Origin of the sequence: Burkholderia sp. 9775_39 (assembly GCF_015712225.1) — a bacterium.
Classification (GTDB): domain Bacteria; phylum Pseudomonadota; class Gammaproteobacteria; order Burkholderiales; family Burkholderiaceae; genus Burkholderia; species Burkholderia cenocepacia.
This window is the reverse complement of sequence record NZ_JACCQC010000047.1, coordinates 16,527-33,942: the sequence shown is the minus strand read 5'-3', so window position 1 is coordinate 33,942 and position 17,416 is coordinate 16,527. Positions and strand designations below refer to the sequence as shown.

The following is a 17,416-nucleotide window of genomic DNA, read 5'->3' as shown; positions in this document are numbered from 1 at the left end:
CCACGTACTCGCAACCGCCGTAGTAGCGCTTGCCCGGATACCCTTCCGCGTACTTGTTCGTGAGCTGCGAACCCTGCGCGGCCATCACGGCCGGGCTCGTGTAGTTTTCCGACGCGATCAGCTCGATATGATCTTCCTGGCGGCGGTTTTCCTGCTCGATCGCTGCAAAAAGTTCCGGATCGACGTGGGCAACGGTGCTGGTGGTGCGATTGAACATGATGATTGACCAAAAGAAAGTGATGGACTGACCGCGAAATGCCGGCTGCATGGTGATTCGGCCTTCGCATTCCATCAGAGCCGCCCGCGTTCAGATAGAAGGATTGCGACATCCCGCTAGGACGCCCCGCGCGGCGCGCATGCAAAGAATCGAAAGTCCGCCTCGCTGCGGAACCTTCGATCCGGGTTGCCTATTCAGTACGCAGGCGCGACACCTGCCCTTCGGTGGCTTGCGACTTTCCGTACCGCGCGGCCTCAGGCAGCCTCAGACGGCGGAAAAGCAGTTGTCGACGAACAAATGGGCGCCATTCACGAAGCTCGACTCGTCGGACGCGAGGAACAGCGCCGCCGCCGCGACTTCCGCCGGCTCGCACAACCGGCCCTGCTGCTGCGCAATCGCCGCTTCGGTCGCGTCGACACCCATCGCCTGCAGATCCCTGAGTTCACGCATCCCGTGCGGCGTGCGGATGAAACCCGGCGCCAGCGCGTTGCAGCGAATGCCGCGGTCGCGGTACTCGACCGCGATCGCCCGCGCGAACATGTGGCATGCGCCCTTGGTCGCGTCGTACAGCACCTCGCCCGGCGTCGCGCAGACCGCCGAGATCGACGACGTGCAGACGATGCTGCCGCGCCCTTTTTCCAGCATCTGCGGCAGCACGGCCTGCGTCATCAGGAACATGCTCTTCACGTTCACGCCCATCAGCCAGTCCCATTCCGACTCCTCGATGTCGAGGAACGGTTTGACGATCAGCGTGCCGGCGTGATTGAACAGGATGTCCGCGTTGCCGTACTGCTTGCGCGCGGCCTCCACCGCCTGCCGGACGTCCGCCTGTTTCGACACGTCCGCGCCGAGGCCGATCGCCTGCAAGCCGGCGTCGCGCAGCCGCGCGGCGAGCGTTTCGGCGGCGTCGCCGTCGCGGTCGACGATCGCGACCTTCGCGCCCTGTGCGGCGAACAGTTCGGATGCCGCGCCACCGCATCCGCCCGCGCCGCCGCTCACGATGGCGACCTTGCCGGCCAGCCGGCCGTCAATCCTGACATTCATGTGTCGTTCTCCCGTCTGGTTCGTTCGGTATGCTCAACTGAACAGCGTCCGAAGATGATCGTTGAGGAAAGCGCCTTCGGGGTCCACGCTGCGACGCAGTGCGCGGAACGCCTCGGCCTTCGGGAACCAGCGATCGACGTCGTCGCGGTTCGTGAAATGCAGCTTGCCCCAGTGCGGGCGTGCGTCGTAGTCGCGCAGGATATCGTCGACGTCCTTCAGGAATGGCCAGTAATCGACGCCGTTCGGTCCGCCCGAGCACGAAATGGTCACGCTGTCCTGCTGGTGAAACGGGCTGATCCACGCGGGATCGCCCTTCGTGAAGCGGTATTCGACCGGGAAAATGCAGTCGCGGTGCTTCGTGAGGATCAATTCGCGCACGCGGCCCAACGCTTCCTTGCCGTGCTGTGCGGGCACCGCGTACTCGAGTTCGTGGAAGTTCGGCACGTAGTGGATCGCATACACCTCCGAGCTGTACGCGATCTTCTCGTGCTCGCCCTCATGGAACGTGCGCGCGTCGGTGAGATCCATCACCTTGATTTCGCACACGTCGTAGTCCTTCTTCGACTTCGACACCTTCGTGGTGTCGGGCAGGCAGTACAGCTCGCGGCTAGCGGAGGTCGGGCACCAGAAGAAACCGAAATGCCGGTGCTTCGCGGCCAGTTCGTCGTACTGCTCCATCAGCGCGTCGAAATCCTCGCGCCACACGCGGTCGTGCAGCCAGAACGCATCGGTCACCTGCAGCGTCAGCTCCGACACCACGCCGAACATGCCGATATTCACCTGGATCGCATGCAGCAGGTCGAGATCCTGCCGGTCGCTGACGGTCATGATCGACCCGTCGGCGCGCACGATGCGCATCCCGACGACCTGCGACGACAGGTTGCTCAGGGTCGCGCCCGTGCCGTGCGTGCCGGTGGCGAGCGCGCCGGCGATCGCCTGCGAGTCGATGTCGCCCTGGTTGACGAGCGACAGGCCGACCGCCTTCAGGTGACGCGTCACCGCGTTCAGCCTGGTGCCGGCCTTCACCGTCACGCGCTTGCGGCCCTGATCGACGTCGACGATACCCTGATAGTCCTGCAGCGACAGCAGCAACCCGCTCGTCGCGACGACGGGCGTGAACGAGTGGCCCGACCCCGCGCAGCGGACCTGCTTGCCCTGGCGTGTTGCGGCGTGCACCAGTTCCGCGATCTCGGCCTCGCTGGTCGGCGATGCCAGGTGCGCGGCCACGCACGACTGATTGCCGACCCAGTTTCTCCAGAATCCGCCACGGGGAAGTTCCATCGACGTCGCTCCAGCGTTGGTGTCATGCCAAAGGTAGGGCGTCGACAGGCTTTTCACTATCGGATTTCGGCAAGCGAGGGTTTTTTCGAGGCCGTGCCGGCGCGCGGCTTTTTGACCGGCCGGGCGAGCGGCTACAATGAATCGATCCGGACCGCCCCTTCCCGCCCCGATGACGCTGCCTGCCCATCCGAGCGATTTCTCTCGCGACCCGCTGTTCGTGCGTACGGTCGCGTTCTGCGCGTTTACCGACGTGGAGGAGCAGGCGCGTTCGTTCGACGGCTGGAACATGAACTACACGCAGATCTCGGGCGGGCTTTTTCACGGCTGGTCGTCGATCGTGTCGCTGGGCGGCATCAAGCTGCTTGTCGAGAACCTCGACAAGGTCATCCTGCAGCAAGGCGCGGTGCCGTCGGAGCGGATCGCCGTGGCCGTGCCGCTCGAACTGGAAGGCCATGCGCGCCTGTGCGGCGAGAAGAGCGTGCGCGACAGCCTGCACGTGTTCTCGAGCCGGCCGCGATTCGAGTTCTACTCGCCCGACCGGCACGTGCTCGTGAATGTCGAGATCGAGCCCGAAAAACTGTCGACGCAGGCGATGCGCACGGTGGCCGCGTCGTTGCGCGCGCAACCCCTTTCGCCGGTGATCCCGATGGCGCCCCATGTGGCCGACCATCTGCGCGACCTGCTGCGCCAGACGCTGGCCGCCGCGGCACGCGGCCCGCGCATCGACGACGTGGCGACGCAGGACCGGATCGCGCTGCTGGAGCGCACCGTGCTATACGCGATCTCGGAAGTGATGACGGCCGCCGCGCCCGAGGCTGGCGTGCAGACCGCGCGAACGGCGAAGTACTGGTCGCTGGTCAACGCGGTGCAGGAACGGCTCCAGGACCCATCGACCTGCCCGCTGTCGATCGCCGAACTGTGCGTGCAGCTCGGCATCAGCCGGCGCACCGCGCAGTACGCGTTCCACGACACGTTGAACCTGAACCCGATTGCGTACCTGCGGGCCGTGCGCCTGAATCACGTGCGCCGCGAGCTCCGGCTCGGCGATTCCGTCACGTCCGCCGCCACCAAGTGGGGCTTCTGGCACCTGGGCAGCTTCGCGCAGGACTATCGCGCGATGTTCGGCGAACTGCCGTCGGCCACGTCGAAGCGCTACGCTGCGAGCCGGGCGATCTAGCCCCGTCGGCGCCCAGCCTGCTACGTCGCTCGTCCTGCCGGTTCTAGTGGTGTTCATGGCGGTGGCGCGGCGCATTCCACGTCTCCCGAGATTAGGCCGCACTTGCCCGGGCCTCGCTGCCGGACTGCTGTTTGAGCCCGACAAACGGAAGGCGGCCTTAATCTTCAACAAGAAGAGCCCGACCGACAACCCGCCACAACTGAATGAAGTGGTACGGCTCGTCGCCACGCTCGACGGCCTCCTCGCGCGAAGGCGATGGTGAGCCTGGTGTAAAAACCATCTGGCTAGCCAAGCAGCGAATCGAGGGCTTCGTTGCGGCCATCAGGTATATGCGTGAGGTTAGCTGCAGAATGCCTCTAAATATCGGGCGTTGTTTGAATGTTTGCCAGCCGCGTCGCACGATAAACGTTCGGCGAAACATCGAATTCTTTCCGAAACTCCCTGCCGAGGTGCGACGCGTCCGAAAACCCACACGACATCGCAATATCCGCGATAGTCCGATCGGAACTCGTCAGCAGCCACGACGCCATCCGGATTCGGATATGTCTCCAATAAGCGCGAGGCGTCGTCCCGGTTTCAACAACGAATAGCCGTTCGAGGTGCCGAACCGACACTTCGAGCCTGCGCGCCAGTTCCGGTTGACCAAGCGGTTGGCCGACATGTTGCTCCATCAGGAGGACCGCACGGCGGACCTTCGGATGCGCCGCGGGCGCCAGACCCGGGGGATGAGGTTGCGGTGCATTACCCTTCTGTGCATCGTCCACGAGCAGAATGCGAAGAGCCTTTCGTACTATTGTCGCGTCGACGTGGCGCAACAGAATAGCTGCAGCAACGTCAATCGAAGCACGCCCACCCGAACACGTAATGCGGCGTCTATCGATCACAAATAGTCGATCTGCAACAATATTGCGCTCATCAGCTCCCGGAAAACGCTCGACGAAATCCCAATAGTGAAACCAACTGACGCAGATACGGTGTCCGTTCATTGTACCGGCCCGCATCAGTGCGAACGCACCGGTACAAATCCCCACAAGCGTGGCCGATGCTTCCGCCATTGCGCGGATAAATGCGAGCGTTGCGTCACCAGCTGGCGGCCCCGAATGCAACAACCCACCGATTACGACGACGTAATCGAACGTAACAGCGTGGTCAAAAGTCACCCAAGGGGCGACTTGAATGCCGCAACTCGCACGCACTGGTACGAGACTTTCGCCGACGATCGTCCAGGAACAACGGACCGGGCGACTCAAATCACCTTCGTCGCTCGCCAACCTCAGCAAATCGACAAATCCGGAGAATGCGGTCAGAGTGAAATTGGGTAGTAAGACGATCCCGAAACGGATCTGTTTCGAATCTCTGCTCCCAGTGTCGATGGAGTGGCTAACCATGGAACTGCCCGTGTAATTGCCGTCCAAAGAATCAAGTATTTCCGGTGCCTGTCGAGCCGGTTCGTCCGCTTCTCATTCAACTTCTTCAACTGCTAGCGCCAGACGACGCGCTTGTGTCGAGCCAACCGTGCATCATCGCCTCGACTTCGTCGTTCAACCAGCTTCGAAACTGGTGATACTCCGGCCGAGCTCGTGAATTGCGATGTGTAATCAGATAATGATGACGATCGTGAAACGTCAGCACGTCGGGCACCGGCCGAATTAGCCGGCCTTGGTCAATTTGATGATGCAGCAAGTGATGCCAACCAAGCAGCGTACCCTCGCCAGCCTCGGCTTGGGCAACGAGCAGCCGATAGTCGTTGCTCTCGAAGTGCTTGTTTTCGACCTGCCCGTCAGTGCCATCCCCTTGCTGGAACCAGTTTCGCCATACGCGCCAATCCACGTGCTCACATACCTGCGCTCTACCGAGGAGTGACAAATTCAGCGTTGGGCTGGCGAGCAGGTCTAAGGGCTTCAATGACTGTCCTCGAAAATACCTATCGTGGAAGGACGGGCTGCAAACCGGATAAACGATGTCATGGAACAACGGTTCGACTTCGAATTCCGGCTCGCGCGGCGGATTTTTCGTGATGATGACATCGGGCTCAATGAGCCCGTCCAACTCCATAAAATGCTCGGTCACCATCACATGCAGCCGGAAATCGGGAAACTGCTGGCGAAACGCGGGGAGCCGAGGCGATAACCAGAGCGCCGAGAATGTGTGTGACACGCATACCACCAAGGCGAGCTTGTCGGTCCGGCGCACTGCCTCCGCCGCCTCTGCGATGTTCATAATCGACAGATACGACGCGTTGTAAAGGATTCGTCCGGCATCAGTCAAAGCAATATGCCTGCCGGTACGTTCGAACAGGGCGACGTCCAGCGAGTCCTCGAGTTCCTTAATTTGTCGGCTAATCGCCGCCTGCGTCACACACAGCACCTCGGCCGCCTGAGTGAAGCTTTCGTATCGCGCCGCCGTGACGAAACACCGAAGTGCCCGGAGTGACGGCATCTGCGCGAGGAGACGGTCTGAAAACATCTGCTTTTTCAACATGGCATCACTCTAAAATCCGACCTTCGTTGTAGAGCTGCGGCCGGCCGGTCGCCTCGCTCGGAAAGACGGAGACTTCCATCGTACGCTGAAGCGTTCAGAACCAGGACGCTACAGGTTGCGAGTCACCTACCTGCGGCAACGCGCCATCGCCGGACCATCGTCACGATGGTGCCATTCAGCTTGTGAACGCCTGAGCCCAATTGTTGGAAGCAATTATGGAGACCGCAAGACGCATTCTTCAGTAGGAAAAATCCGCGCCGGTACGCCTATCGATTCCGGGTGGCGCGCCATCCAACTCGCTTCCGAAAACGCATACGTACCTCGCTGGGACGGTTCCGCAACAAGTTTCTGGTTGATATCGCCACGACAGACGCAATGCCCGAGCATCCACGCACGAGATTGCTTCGTTCGCTTCATTTCCGCATACTAGCGGGACAAAATTTCATGTATGCCATCCCAGCGCGGCGCTTGTCGCCCGTCCTACCTTGTCCGCCTCCGGCACTACCTTAGCAGGCTCAATTATCTCCCTCTCGGATGACAGCGGGTCGAACCATCGCCACTCTCCGCCTCCAACAACCTTTCCAATCACGAAAGCAGCGCCGTTGCGGTTCCCGCCGGATGATGATCGACCGTACCCTTTGTACTCGGCCATGGCAGGGATCTGTATCGCCTGCGTCACCACGGTCGTTGAATAAATATACTTGGCCCTGCGCGAGCGGAATCGTGGTTGTAACGCTGCTCCCGCAACGTCATAGAACGAGATGGAACTCATTAGCGAGGCTAGTCAGGCGTCTACGGCACAATCACGAGACAGTTCACGTTCCATTCACGCCGGGCTTCGATAGATGCTCATGCCGACTAGCCCCCCCGTCCACTTCTACCGCTCCCGCATCTATGATTTGGGCGGACAAATGCGAAGGTGCTGCCGGGGCTCTCAGTCGAGCTTCAGCCACGTGGTCTTCAGTTCGCAGTATTGATCGTGTGCGTACACGGATTTGTCGCGGCCACCGAACCCCGACTGCTTGAAGCCGCCGAACGGCGTCGACAGGTCGCCCTCGCCGAAGCAGTTCACCGTGACCGTCCCCGCGCGAATCCGCGCCGCGACCTTGTGCGCACTGTTCACGTTGTCGGTCCACAGCGACGCGGCGAGCCCGTAGCACGTATCATTGGCGATGCGCACCGCATCGTCGACGTCGTCGTATTCGATGAAGCACACGACCGGCCCGAATACCTCGTCCCGCGCGATGCTCATCTCCGGCGTCACCTGGTCGAAGATCGTCGGCTCGACGAACCAGCCGCCGGTTTCGGTCAGGATCGCGCGGCCGCCGCACGCCACGCGTGCGCCTTCGGCCTTCGCCTTCTCGATATGGCCGAGCACCTTATCGTAGTGCTTCTGCTCGATCAGTGCGCCGAGCTTCACGTCCGGGTCGAGCGGATCGCCGGTCTTCCAGCCGGCGAGCACGGCCTGCATCTTTTCCAGCAGTTCCGCCTTGCGGCTCGACGGTACGAGAATCCGCGAACCCGCGCTGCAGTTCTCGCCCATGTTCCAGAACGCGGCGGAGACCGCCTGTTCGGCCACTGCATCGAGGTTCGCGACGTCCGGCAGGATCAACTGCGGGTTCTTACCGCCGCACTCGAGCACGACGCGCTTCAGGTTCGTATCGGCCGAGTAGTGCAGGAAGCGCTTGCCGGTTGCGGTCGAGCCGGTGAACGCGACGAGATCGACGTCAGGATGGCGGCCGATCGCCTCGCCAGCCTCGGCCCCGAACCCGGTGACGACGCTGAACACGCCCGGCGGCACGCCGGCTTCCAGCGCGAGATCGGCGATGCGCAGCGTCGACAGCGACGTCTGCTCGGCCGGCTTCACGACCACGCTATTGCCCACCGACAGCGCGGGGCCGATTTTCCATGCGAGCATCAGCGCCGGGAAATTCCACGGCAGCACCGCGCCGACGACGCCGATCGGCTCGCGCGTGATCATGCTGACGACGCCGGCGCCGGACGGCGACAACGCGTCGTAGCACTTGTCCGTCACTTCCGCATGCCAGCGGATGCACGCGGCCGACTCGGGAATGTCGAGCCCCAGGCATTCGCCGATCGGCTTGCCGGCTTCCAGCGCCTCGAGCAGCGCGAGTTCCTCCGTGTGCGCGTCGATCAGCTGCGCGACGCGCAGCAGCACCGCCTTGCGATGCGCGGGTGCGGCCTTCGACCAGACGCCCGACTCGAACGCTTCGCGCGCGGCCGCGACCGCGCGATCGACGTCGCGTTCGCTACAGCGCGCCACTTCGGCGAGCACGTTGCCCGACGCCGGGTTGAGTGTCGCGAACGTCTCGCCCGACGCCGCCGCACTGCGCTCGCCCGCGATGAACGCGCGGCCGTCGAGCGACAACGCATTCGCCTTCTGCTTCCAATCCTGATGGGTCGTCATGTCGTTTCCTCAATAATCAAAGCTCGGCACCGGCCGAGAATTCCTTCGCCCAGATCGTCGCCGACACGGCCAGGTCGACAAGCGGCCGAACCGGCAGCGGACGCGGATGCGGCTGCTTCAGCAACTGCTGCACGAGGCTGTTCGATTCGCCGAGCGCGTATTCGGCGATCAGCTTGCCGGACGACGAGCCGCGGCTCAGCCCGAGGCCGTTGCAGCCGATCGCCTCGTAAAGACCGTCTTCGCGCTTGCCGAACAGCGCGCCGTTGTTCGCGGACAGGCACAGAGGCCCGCCCCACGTATATTCGAGCTCGACGCCGCCGAGCATCGGGAAGCGGCGTTCGAACGAGCGCTGATGCAGATGCCGCGCCTTCGCGAGGTCCGCCGACGACACCTTCACGTCCGGCCGGAACGCGAAATGGTTGCGCACGCAGATGCGATCGGTGATCAAGCGCCGCACCGTCGTCCCCATCGGATCGGCCGGAATCACCGCCCACGAGCGCGTGCCGCCGAGCTTCGCGACTTCGTCGGCATTCATCGGGCGCGTAAGCGACGCGAACGTGTAGACCGGCAGCAAGCCGTTCGAATGCATACCGAACGTCGCTGCGTACGCGTTCGTGCACAGGATCACCTGCTTCGCGACGATCGTTCCGCCGGCGAAATGCAGCACGCGCGTGTCGCCGCGCGGCTCGATCCGCGTGACCGGGCTGAACTCGAACACCGTCACGTTGTCCGGCTGCGTGGCCGCGAGCCCGCGCATCAGCGCAGCCGGCTGCACCGTACTGCAACCCGGCGTGAACAACGCGCCCGTGTAGAAGTCGGTACCTGTCACGGCCCGGATCGCCGGCTGGTCGAGCCATTCGAACGCTTCGCCGATACGCGACAGGCCGTCGGCGAAATGCGCGAGCGCGACGGTGCCCTTCTTGTTGACCGCCGCGTGAAATTTGCCGTCGTCGCGCCAGTCGCAATCGATGCCGAAGCGCCGCACGATCGCGCGCACATAGTCGATGCCGTGCCGCTGAAACCGCACGTCGGCGCGATCTTCGTCGATGCTGCGCGAGTAGCTTTCGCTGCTGATGTCGTGCGGCAGGTCGACGAAGAATCCGGAATTGCGCCCGGACGTCGTGCGGCCGATCCGGTCGGCCTCGACGAGCGCGATCGACGCACCAGGCGCCAGCTCCGCGAGCCGGCGCGCCGCGCACAGGCCGGTAATGCCGCCGCCGACCACGACCCAGTCAAACCGGCCGTCGGACGTGACGGTCCGGGCGTCAGGCGCCGGCGTCAGGCTTTCCCACCAGCCGTTCATCCCGTCCGCCGCCGGTAACCGCGCAAATTCCAGATTCGAGCCCATGATGGATTACCGACGGTCGCGCAGCAGCGGCTGCACAAGCTTCGCGAACGCGTCGCGCTCGTCGCCCGACAGCGCGCCGAGCGGTGCGCGTGCGACGCCGACCGGCAAGCCGGCCAGCTCGCAGCCGTAACGCACGTACTGAATGAACTTGCCGCTGCGCTCGAGCAATTCGAGCACCGGCAGCAGTTGCGCCATCAGTTTGCGGCCGGTCGCGAAATCGCCGCGCGTCACGCAGGCGTCGAACAGGTCGGTGTGCGCTTCCGGCAGGAAGTTGGACGCGCCGCCGACCCAGCTGCGCGCCCCCCACGCGAAGAACTCGAGCGCCTGGTCGTCCATCCCGCAGCTCACCACGAGCCGGCCGCTGAAATGCGTCGACAGGTGATGCAGATGCGCGATGTCGCCGGTGCTCTCCTTCATCGCGACGAAATTCTTCCGCTCGAGCAGCGTCTCGAGAATCCCGTCGCCGATTTCGGTGCCGGTGCGGGCTGGGAAGTTGTATAGCATGATCGGCATGTCGAGCGCGTCGTCGATCGTGAGCAGGTGCGCGAGCAGTTCCTGCTGCGTCGGCTGCGCGTAATACGGCGCCGCCACCAGCAGCGCGTCCAGCCCCGCGCGTTTCGCTTCACGGCCGAGACGCAGCACTTCCTTCGTCGTCGTCGCGTTGATGCCCGCGGTCAGGAACGTCTTGCCGCCGGCCGCGGCCGCGACCGTATCGAACGTGCGCACGCGCTCGTCGAAGCTCAATGCATAGTATTCGCCGGTCGTGCCGCCGATGCCGAGGCCGGACACGCGGCCGGCGAGATCGGCCGCATGCCGGCCCAGCAGTGCGTGATCGATTTCGCCGTCCGCGTCGAACGGGGTGACCAGCGGTGTGTGTACGCCCTCGAAGCTCATTTGGATTCCTCATTCAAGTGGGTGCGCCAGGTTCCCGCCGTATGTCAGGAAACCGGCCATTCGATAAAACATCGGCGCGCGCCGCGCGGGTTCCGCGCAGCCACGCCGTTCGATTCGTCATGCGGTTCGAACCACATGTCCGTCCGATCCGGTGCCGGCGATCAGGCAAATGCCTCCGCATGCGCGTAGATGGGAAACTGGTTGCACAGGTCGCGTACGCTGGTCCGGACCGCGCGCTCGACCGCCTTATCACCGTCCGGATTGCGCTCGAGCGCCGCCAGGACCGTGAGGATCATGTCGCCGATCTGCTCGAACTCCGCGGGGCCGAAGCCGCGCGTCGTGCCGGCCGGCGTGCCGAGCCGGATTCCGGACGCGACGGTCGGGTTTTCCGTATCGAACGGAATCCCGTTCTTGTTGCAGGTGATGCCGGCACGCTCCAGCGCCTTCTCGGCCTGCATGCCGGTGATGCGCCGCGCGCGCAGGTCGACCAGCAGCAAGTGGTTGTCGGTGCCGCCGGTGACGAGCGTCAGGCCGCCGGCCGTCAGCACCTGCGCGAGCGTCTGCGCGTTGCGCAGCGTCCGGTCGATATAGCGGGTGAACTCCGGGCGCAGCGCTTCCGCGAAGGCCACCGCCTTTCCGGCGACGACATGCATCAGCGGGCCGCCCTGCAACCCGGGAAAGACCGCCGAGTTGATCTGCTTCGCGATGTCGGCGTGGTTCGTCAGGATGAAGCCGCCGCGCGGGCCGCGCAGCGTCTTGTGGGTGGTCGACGTCACGACATCGGCGAACGGCACCGGGTTCTGATGCCGGCCCGCTGCGACGATGCCGGCGATATGCGCCATGTCGACCATCAGCTTCGCATCGACGCTGTCCGCGATCTCGCGGAACGCGGCGAAGTCGAGCGCGCGCGGATACGCGGAATAGCCGGCGATGATCAGTTTCGGACGATGGCGCTGCGCGAGCCGGCGCACGTCGTCGTAATCAATGCGCAGCGTGTCCGGGCTCACGCCGTACTGCACGGCGTTGAACCACTTTCCCGACAGCGAGGGGCGCGCGCCGTGCGTCAGGTGGCCGCCTGCATCGAGCGACATCCCCATCACCGTGTCGCCTGGCTTGACGAGCGCGAGCATCACCGCGCCGTTGGCCTGCGCGCCCGAATGCGGCTGCACGTTTGCGTGGCTCGCGTCGAACAGCGCGCACGCGCGATCGATCGCGAGCGCCTCGATCCGGTCGACGTGGTCGCAACCGCCGTAGTACCGGCGCGACGGATAACCTTCCGCGTACTTGTTCGTCAACACGGTGCCCTGTGCTTCCAGCACCGCCGCGGACGCGATGTTTTCGGACGCGATCAGTTCTATCTGCGTCTGCTGGCGACGCAGCTCCAATGCGATTTCCGATGCGATCACCGGATCCCGGCTCTGGAGCGTTTCGGCAAAAAATCGGGCGTTCTCGTTCACTTGTGACTCCGCGACGCGATTCGTTACGTGCTGCGTGGACTGCCTGTACCGCACATTGCAAGGCCGGCGCCGTCGTGACGGCCCCGGCCGCCGATATCGGCCGGCACACGCGCCCGGCTTGCGTGAACGACGCGGATCGCGTCGTCCGCATGACCGGCGCGTGGCTTTACTGCTGCAGCCATGCCTTCAGCTTCTCCGGATGGGCGTCGACAAACTTCTTCGCGGCGGTCGCGTAGTCGTTCGTGCTGTTGCCTTCCAATTCGATCGCCTCGACGTCGGCCAGCGTTAGCTTCAGGTGCTTGAAGAACACGTCGGCGCGCGGGAACTTGCCCGCGAACTTCTTCGACGCGAATGCGTGGATCTGCTCTTCACCGCCCAGCGTGCCCTTCGGGTCCTTCAGGTAACGCATCTGCCACTTCTGGAACAGCCAGTGCGGGCTCCAGACCGTCGCGACGATCCATTGCTTCGACTGGTACGCACGCGACACGCTGGCCAGCATCCCGGCCTCGCTCGATGCCTGGAGGTTATAGCCGTCCAGGTTGTAGGCTTTGATCGTCTTCTCTGACGCCTGCATCAGGCCGCCACCCGGTTCGATGCCCTGGATCGTGCCGCTCAGCTTGCTCTTGACTTCCGGCTTGTTCAGATCGGCGACCGACGACAGCTCCGATTCCGGAATGTAGGTCGGCACGGCCCAGCCGTTCTTTCCGCCGGTGTAGATGATGCCCACGTCATCCAAGTCGCTCTTGTACTTCGCGTAGTACGCGCCGTGGGTAACCGGCAGCCAGCCGCCCACCATAATGTCGAGATCGCCGCGCGCGACACCCTGGTACTGGATGCCGATGTCGGCCTGCACGAACTGCACCGGCTGCTTGAGCTGCGTCTCGAGCACGTACTTCGCGACGTTGGCCACCGCGAGCACGTCCGCCCAGTTGGTGACCGCGATCTTGACCGGCTCGGCAGCCGACACCGCGCCCACACCTGCGCTGCAGGCAACCACCGTCGATAGCGCAAGCTTCGCCAGAAGCGACTTGAACGTATGGGGATTCATCTAGTACTCCTTTTTAATCACGCGAATCTTTCAAGGGTGAGGAACGCCTTCGATCGGCGTTTCTGGTCTCCACGCACTGCTACACCGGTTCCGCCACGGCCCCGTGGCCGAGGCGCTTCATCGTCCTTCAGTTACCTCCGACCGCCGTATCCGTCACGTCCGTGCCGCGCCACTCGGGCCGGCCTTGCCGGCACGCACGATCGGCTTCTTCACCTTCTTCTTCGCCTTCACGCCGAAGCTCTCGGTCAGGCGGTCCAGGACGATCGCGAGCAGCACGACGCCGAGCCCGCCTTCGAAGCCGATCCCGATGTCGAGACGCTGGATCCCGCTCAGCACGTATTCGCCGAGGCCGCCCGCGCCGATCATCGACGCGACCACCACCATCGACAGCGCCATCATGATCGTCTGGTTCACGCCGGCCATGATCGACGGCAACGCGTTCGGCAGCTGAATCTTCCACAACAGCTGCCAGTCGGTGCTGCCGAACGAGCGGCCGGCTTCGATCAGTTCCTCGCGCACCTGCCGGATGCCGAGCGTCGTCAGCCGCACGACGGGCGGCATCGCGAACACGATCGTGGCGATCACCGCCGGCACGCGTCCGAGCCCGAACAGGATCACGGCCGGGATCAGGTACACGAATGCGGGCATCGTCTGCATGAAGTCGAGCAGCGAGCGCAGGATCATCCCGATCCGGTTGTTGCGCGCACCCCAGATCCCGAGTGGCACACCGATCACGAGGCTGAAGAACGTCGCCGCGGTGACGAGCGCGAGGGTCGATACCGTCTGCGCCCACAGGCCCATGTAGTGGATGACGAGCAGCGCGCAGCCGACGAAGATCGAGAACACGACGCCGCGGCGCCACAGTGCGAGGCCCACCAGGATCACGATCATCGCAATGAACGGCACGGCGGCGAGGCCGTCCTCGAGCAGCTTCACGACCGCGCCGAGGCCCGCCGAGAACGTGTCGAAGCCGCCACGGAAATGCAGAAACAGAAAGTTGACGAAATTCTCCGCGAACTTCCCGATCACCGACGAATTCATGCTGCCCTCCGTTGCATCATCTGCTTGAGTATCGTCCGGCAGGACACGACGCCCGCCAGTTGCCCCGCCGCGTCCGTCACCGGCACGTCGTGCTGCTGTGTCAGCGCGATCGACGCGAGCCGATGCAGATCCGTATCGATCGACACCGCGTTGAAGTCGTCCAGGAACGCGTCTCGAATCGGCTTCGTGCCGGACCGATGCAGCGTGGCGGGCGTGACGCAGCCGAGGTAACGACCGGACTCGTCGCACACGTAGCCGCATTCCGCGCCGCTGTCGATCAGCTGGTTCAGATAGCGGTCGGACGGCGTGCCCGCATCGCAGCGAAGCAACCCGCGCTCGACCGGCGTCATCATGCTCGACGCCTTCAGGAAGCGCGACACGTCGACGTTGCGGAAGAAGTCCTGCACGTACGCGTCGGCCGGCGTCTGGATCAGTTCGGCGGGCGTGCCGACCTGAATCAGACAGCCGTCCTTCATGATGCCGATGCGGCCGCCGATCTTGACGGCTTCCTCGATATCGTGGGAGATGAACACGATCGTGCGCTGCTCCTCCTTCTGCAGGCGCAGCAGCTCGTTCTGCATTTCGAAGCGGATCAGCGGATCAAGCGCGGAGAAAGCCTCGTCCATCAGCAGCACCGACGGATTCACCGCCAGTGCGCGCGCGAGGCCCACGCGCTGTTGCATCCCGCCGGACAGCTCGCTCGGCAGCAGCTTCTCGTACGACCCGAGACCGACGCGCTCCAGCGCCGCTCGCGCGACCTCGTAGCGCTGCACCTTCTTGATACCCGCGACTTCGAGGCCGTACGCGATGTTGTCGAGGACCGTGCGGTTCGGCAGCAGTGCGAACGACTGGAATACCATCGTCATCTTCTGGCGCCGGACATCGCGCAGTTCCGGCGTCGACATCGGTGCGATGTCGCGGCCTTCGAGCACGACCTGCCCGGATGTCGGCTCGATCAAGCGGTTCAGCAGCCGGACGAGCGTCGATTTCCCGGAGCCCGACAGCCCCATGATCACGAAGATTTCGCCGGCGCGCACGTTCAGGCTCACGTCGTTGACCGCCACCATGTTGCCGGTTTCCGCGAAAATCTCGTTGCGGCCGACGCCGCGCTTCATCATCTCGATCGCACGCTCGGGCTTCGGACCGAAAATCTTCGACAGGTGCTTGACGGTCAGGATGTCGGTTCCGGTCGCAATACTCGACCGGGCGATCGACGGCGCACCGTCGGTGTGGATTGCTCCGGGGGGAAGTAGGTCGCCCGGCGCAAACGTCAGATTTGGAGCCATTCTGTCATCCCGACTAACTGGTAAGGGAAGCCGCGAACTTCGTCTGAATCGTCATCGATTGCCTGCTTGTCGCTTGGGCTCGATGCCGCTCCTGCGTGGTTGACGGCGCTGATGCAGTGATTGCAGCGTATCAATCCAATTTCGTCGCTCCAGATACATTTTCTGTGCGCTTTTCCATACCTTTGGTAATGCATCGAATACGAGCGAAAAGGCGCGATCGCCCCAAAACCGTGCGAATTATGTGAAACGCAATGCCGGCGCGGCTGTGCGGGATTTTGCGGGGACGACGGCCCAGCGGCGCGTGCAACTCGCGGAAGCGTCCGTAGGGGAAAATCCTGACGAGGGTACTTAGGGGAAACTACTGAGAAATCAGGTCAGCGACTGTGTGAACGGCCTTCGAGCCGGATCTGGACCGAACGATCGATGATGGAAGAAGACCGGATCGCGCGCATTCCGGTTAGGTCGATGCGCCGCGGTACTGGATACGCCGGTGCACCGCCGCAAGCACACGCACGCGCGCTACTTCGTGTCGCCGAAGTTTGCAAGCCGACTCGATATTCAGGGATCGATCACGGTCGCACACGCGTCCGTCGGCGCCGCAGCCATGTGCCCAACGACCGGCACGATCTTGATCCCAGCGGACGCGATACGACACGGTGCTGCAGCGAGACCGCATCCGCCAAGGGCGATACAACTAGCAACGCAAACGGCTCGAACGAACCACTTCATAGAAACCTCCAGGTAGCGATCCCACACATCTTCCGAACAGGCCTGACTTGTAGACCTGTGCCCGGAACATCATGCTAGCATACAAACCGTCTAGACGGTTTGTATGCTAGCATGATGTTCATGTCGCTCACCGTACTGGCGACGACATGCACTGCTCAATCGACCGCTCAACGCGTGACCAACGCTCAAATGACCGTGTCGATCGCGCAGCAGCCCGTACTCCCTTCTGTCACTTATCGAACAACGACCATGCGCCACTCCACCACATCCACCGCGAGCCCCAGATTTTCAATCAGCCCGCTGCTTGCGATTGCAGCCCCGCTTGTTGCATCGCTCGTGAGCGTCTTCATCATCGTGACGGTATTTTCAACCGACGTTCCTTACCTGACGAACGGTTTCTAGCATGGGCCAAAAATGAGGATTTCATACGTCGCCCTGATCGTGTCCTGCATGGCAACGACCGGTTGTGTTTCGACGGCACATGCTCAGTTTCGCGGTCTCGACGACTTGAATCGATTTGGCGAGAAGCGCACCCTCTGCCGTCAGGCGCTCTCGTCATCAGGCATGGAAGACGATATGGACCAGCGCATCCGCGACCTCGTCAGAAAACCGTACGAGTCCGCCGGTCGCAAGGGCTGGCCAAAAGGATCGTCGGACGCCAGCACCTATCGCGAGATGGTTGAAGACACCGTCAACGATCTCCGGGACCCGGTACTCAAGCAGTTGACGGATAGCTGCGCAAGGAATTTCTCGATAGACGAACTCCGTAGCGTCAACGATTTCTATACGAGTCCGGCTGGACAGGCATGGCTTAGCAAAGGTCGAACCACAATCATGCCGGAGATGGCCAGAGCCGTTTCCCGAATTCAACCCCGGATAGATGAAAACTGAGGAAGCGCGATTGCATGACGCGCATGTTACGGGCGGAGTCCATGCCCGCCGGACGGCACGCCGAAACGGCCCCACAGGTCGCCGTGCCGGTGTC

Annotated in this window: 15 protein-coding genes and 2 pseudogenes; 4 read left to right on the top strand and 13 right to left on the bottom strand. The window is 63.3% G+C overall.

The features are described from left to right. The 3 genes and pseudogenes from glyA (H0X90_RS34035) to H0X90_RS34025 all read right to left on the bottom strand — a co-directional run. Nucleotides 1–217, bottom strand: a pseudogene (gene glyA, locus H0X90_RS34035) (serine hydroxymethyltransferase); the annotation flags it as partial. A 264-nt stretch (nucleotides 218–481) separates the two neighbouring features. Beyond that, complete coding sequence (locus H0X90_RS34030; protein WP_077190074.1) at nucleotides 482–1,261, bottom strand: SDR family NAD(P)-dependent oxidoreductase; 780 nt, start codon at nucleotides 1,259–1,261, stop codon at nucleotides 482–484. A 33-nt stretch (nucleotides 1,262–1,294) separates the two neighbouring features. Further along, nucleotides 1,295–2,542, bottom strand: a complete 1,248-nt coding sequence (locus tag H0X90_RS34025; RefSeq protein WP_077190072.1) for a D-arabinono-1,4-lactone oxidase — start codon at nucleotides 2,540–2,542, stop codon at nucleotides 1,295–1,297. Nucleotides 2,543–2,678: 136 nt separating this feature from the next. On the opposite strand from H0X90_RS34025, the gene H0X90_RS34020 reads away from it, so the two are divergent. Then, nucleotides 2,679–3,719: a helix-turn-helix domain-containing protein gene (locus tag H0X90_RS34020; protein WP_290439947.1), complete on the top strand. Its 1,041-nt coding sequence runs from the start codon at nucleotides 2,679–2,681 to the stop codon at nucleotides 3,717–3,719. 55 nt (nucleotides 3,720–3,774) lie between these two features. Next, nucleotides 3,775–4,051: pseudogene (locus H0X90_RS34015) on the top strand (IS4 family transposase); the annotation flags it as partial. Nucleotides 4,052–4,075: 24 nt separating this feature from the next. Here H0X90_RS34015 and H0X90_RS34010 read toward each other — a convergent pair. The 10 genes from H0X90_RS34010 to H0X90_RS36290 all read right to left on the bottom strand — a co-directional run bounded on the left by H0X90_RS34010 (nucleotide 4,076) and on the right by H0X90_RS36290 (nucleotide 16,431). Further along, nucleotides 4,076–5,107 carry a GlxA family transcriptional regulator gene (locus H0X90_RS34010; protein ID WP_077190068.1) on the bottom strand — a complete coding sequence of 344 codons (1,032 nt, stop codon included), beginning with the start codon at nucleotides 5,105–5,107 and terminating at the stop codon, nucleotides 4,076–4,078. An 85-nt stretch (nucleotides 5,108–5,192) separates the two neighbouring features. Further along, complete coding sequence (locus tag H0X90_RS34005) at nucleotides 5,193–6,200, bottom strand: LysR substrate-binding domain-containing protein (protein ID WP_006498564.1); 1,008 nt, start codon at nucleotides 6,198–6,200, stop codon at nucleotides 5,193–5,195. 934 nt (nucleotides 6,201–7,134) lie between these two features. Next, nucleotides 7,135–8,628, bottom strand: coding sequence for an aldehyde dehydrogenase (locus H0X90_RS34000; protein WP_077190066.1), 1,494 nt, complete (start codon nucleotides 8,626–8,628; stop codon nucleotides 7,135–7,137). Between the two features lie 16 nt (nucleotides 8,629–8,644). Next, nucleotides 8,645–9,976, bottom strand: a complete 1,332-nt coding sequence (locus H0X90_RS33995; RefSeq protein WP_077190064.1) for an FAD-binding oxidoreductase — start codon at nucleotides 9,974–9,976, stop codon at nucleotides 8,645–8,647. A 6-nt stretch (nucleotides 9,977–9,982) separates the two neighbouring features. After that, complete coding sequence (locus H0X90_RS33990) at nucleotides 9,983–10,870, bottom strand: dihydrodipicolinate synthase family protein (RefSeq protein WP_006498567.1); 888 nt, start codon at nucleotides 10,868–10,870, stop codon at nucleotides 9,983–9,985. Between the two features lie 161 nt (nucleotides 10,871–11,031). Continuing rightward, nucleotides 11,032–12,327 carry a serine hydroxymethyltransferase gene (glyA, locus tag H0X90_RS33985; protein ID WP_006498568.1) on the bottom strand — a complete coding sequence of 432 codons (1,296 nt, stop codon included), beginning with the start codon at nucleotides 12,325–12,327 and terminating at the stop codon, nucleotides 11,032–11,034. 166 nt (nucleotides 12,328–12,493) lie between these two features. Continuing rightward, nucleotides 12,494–13,375 carry a glycine betaine ABC transporter substrate-binding protein gene (locus H0X90_RS33980; protein ID WP_077190060.1) on the bottom strand — a complete coding sequence of 294 codons (882 nt, stop codon included), beginning with the start codon at nucleotides 13,373–13,375 and terminating at the stop codon, nucleotides 12,494–12,496. A 153-nt stretch (nucleotides 13,376–13,528) separates the two neighbouring features. After that, nucleotides 13,529–14,416: a proline/glycine betaine ABC transporter permease gene (locus H0X90_RS33975; RefSeq protein WP_077190058.1), complete on the bottom strand. Its 888-nt coding sequence runs from the start codon at nucleotides 14,414–14,416 to the stop codon at nucleotides 13,529–13,531. Next, nucleotides 14,413–15,702 (bottom strand): glycine betaine/L-proline ABC transporter ATP-binding protein, encoded by a 1,290-nt coding sequence (locus H0X90_RS33970; RefSeq protein WP_077190056.1) that lies wholly within the window; start codon nucleotides 15,700–15,702, stop codon nucleotides 14,413–14,415. Before H0X90_RS33970 ends, H0X90_RS33975 begins: the two co-directional genes overlap by 4 nt. Before the next feature lie 558 nt (nucleotides 15,703–16,260). Further along, nucleotides 16,261–16,431, bottom strand: coding sequence for a DUF6726 family protein (locus tag H0X90_RS36290; protein ID WP_321573188.1), 171 nt, complete (start codon nucleotides 16,429–16,431; stop codon nucleotides 16,261–16,263). Nucleotides 16,432–16,551: 120 nt separating this feature from the next. On the opposite strand from H0X90_RS36290, the gene H0X90_RS33965 reads away from it, so the two are divergent. Next, nucleotides 16,552–16,833 carry a hypothetical protein gene (locus H0X90_RS33965; protein WP_125346671.1) on the top strand — a complete coding sequence of 94 codons (282 nt, stop codon included), beginning with the start codon at nucleotides 16,552–16,554 and terminating at the stop codon, nucleotides 16,831–16,833. Between the two features lie 48 nt (nucleotides 16,834–16,881). Beyond that, on the top strand, nucleotides 16,882–17,322 hold the full coding sequence (locus H0X90_RS33960; RefSeq protein WP_171984162.1) for a DUF2059 domain-containing protein: 441 nt from the start codon (nucleotides 16,882–16,884) through the stop codon (nucleotides 17,320–17,322). Nucleotides 17,323–17,416: the final 94 nt, after the last annotated feature.

Coding starts and splice junctions, on each gene's coding strand:
- H0X90_RS33960 (WP_171984162.1), top strand. CDS start 16,882: ATGGCAACGACCGGTTGTGTTTCGACGGCACATGCTCAGTTTCGCGGT.
- H0X90_RS33970 (WP_077190056.1), bottom strand. CDS start 15,702: ATGGCTCCAAATCTGACGTTTGCGCCGGGCGACCTACTTCCCCCCGGA.
- H0X90_RS34000 (WP_077190066.1), bottom strand. CDS start 8,628: ATGACGACCCATCAGGATTGGAAGCAGAAGGCGAATGCGTTGTCGCTC.
- H0X90_RS34030 (WP_077190074.1), bottom strand. CDS start 1,261: ATGAATGTCAGGATTGACGGCCGGCTGGCCGGCAAGGTCGCCATCGTG.
- H0X90_RS34005 (WP_006498564.1), bottom strand. CDS start 6,200: ATGTTGAAAAAGCAGATGTTTTCAGACCGTCTCCTCGCGCAGATGCCG.
- H0X90_RS34020 (WP_290439947.1), top strand. CDS start 2,679: ATGAATCGATCCGGACCGCCCCTTCCCGCCCCGATGACGCTGCCTGCC.
- H0X90_RS33975 (WP_077190058.1), bottom strand. CDS start 14,416: ATGAATTCGTCGGTGATCGGGAAGTTCGCGGAGAATTTCGTCAACTTT.
- H0X90_RS34025 (WP_077190072.1), bottom strand. CDS start 2,542: ATGGAACTTCCCCGTGGCGGATTCTGGAGAAACTGGGTCGGCAATCAG.
- H0X90_RS33995 (WP_077190064.1), bottom strand. CDS start 9,976: ATGGGCTCGAATCTGGAATTTGCGCGGTTACCGGCGGCGGACGGGATG.
- H0X90_RS33980 (WP_077190060.1), bottom strand. CDS start 13,375: ATGAATCCCCATACGTTCAAGTCGCTTCTGGCGAAGCTTGCGCTATCG.
- H0X90_RS34010 (WP_077190068.1), bottom strand. CDS start 5,107: ATGGTTAGCCACTCCATCGACACTGGGAGCAGAGATTCGAAACAGATC.
- H0X90_RS33965 (WP_125346671.1), top strand. CDS start 16,552: ATGTCGCTCACCGTACTGGCGACGACATGCACTGCTCAATCGACCGCT.
- H0X90_RS36290 (WP_321573188.1), bottom strand. CDS start 16,431: ATGAAGTGGTTCGTTCGAGCCGTTTGCGTTGCTAGTTGTATCGCCCTT.
- H0X90_RS33990 (WP_006498567.1), bottom strand. CDS start 10,870: ATGAGCTTCGAGGGCGTACACACACCGCTGGTCACCCCGTTCGACGCG.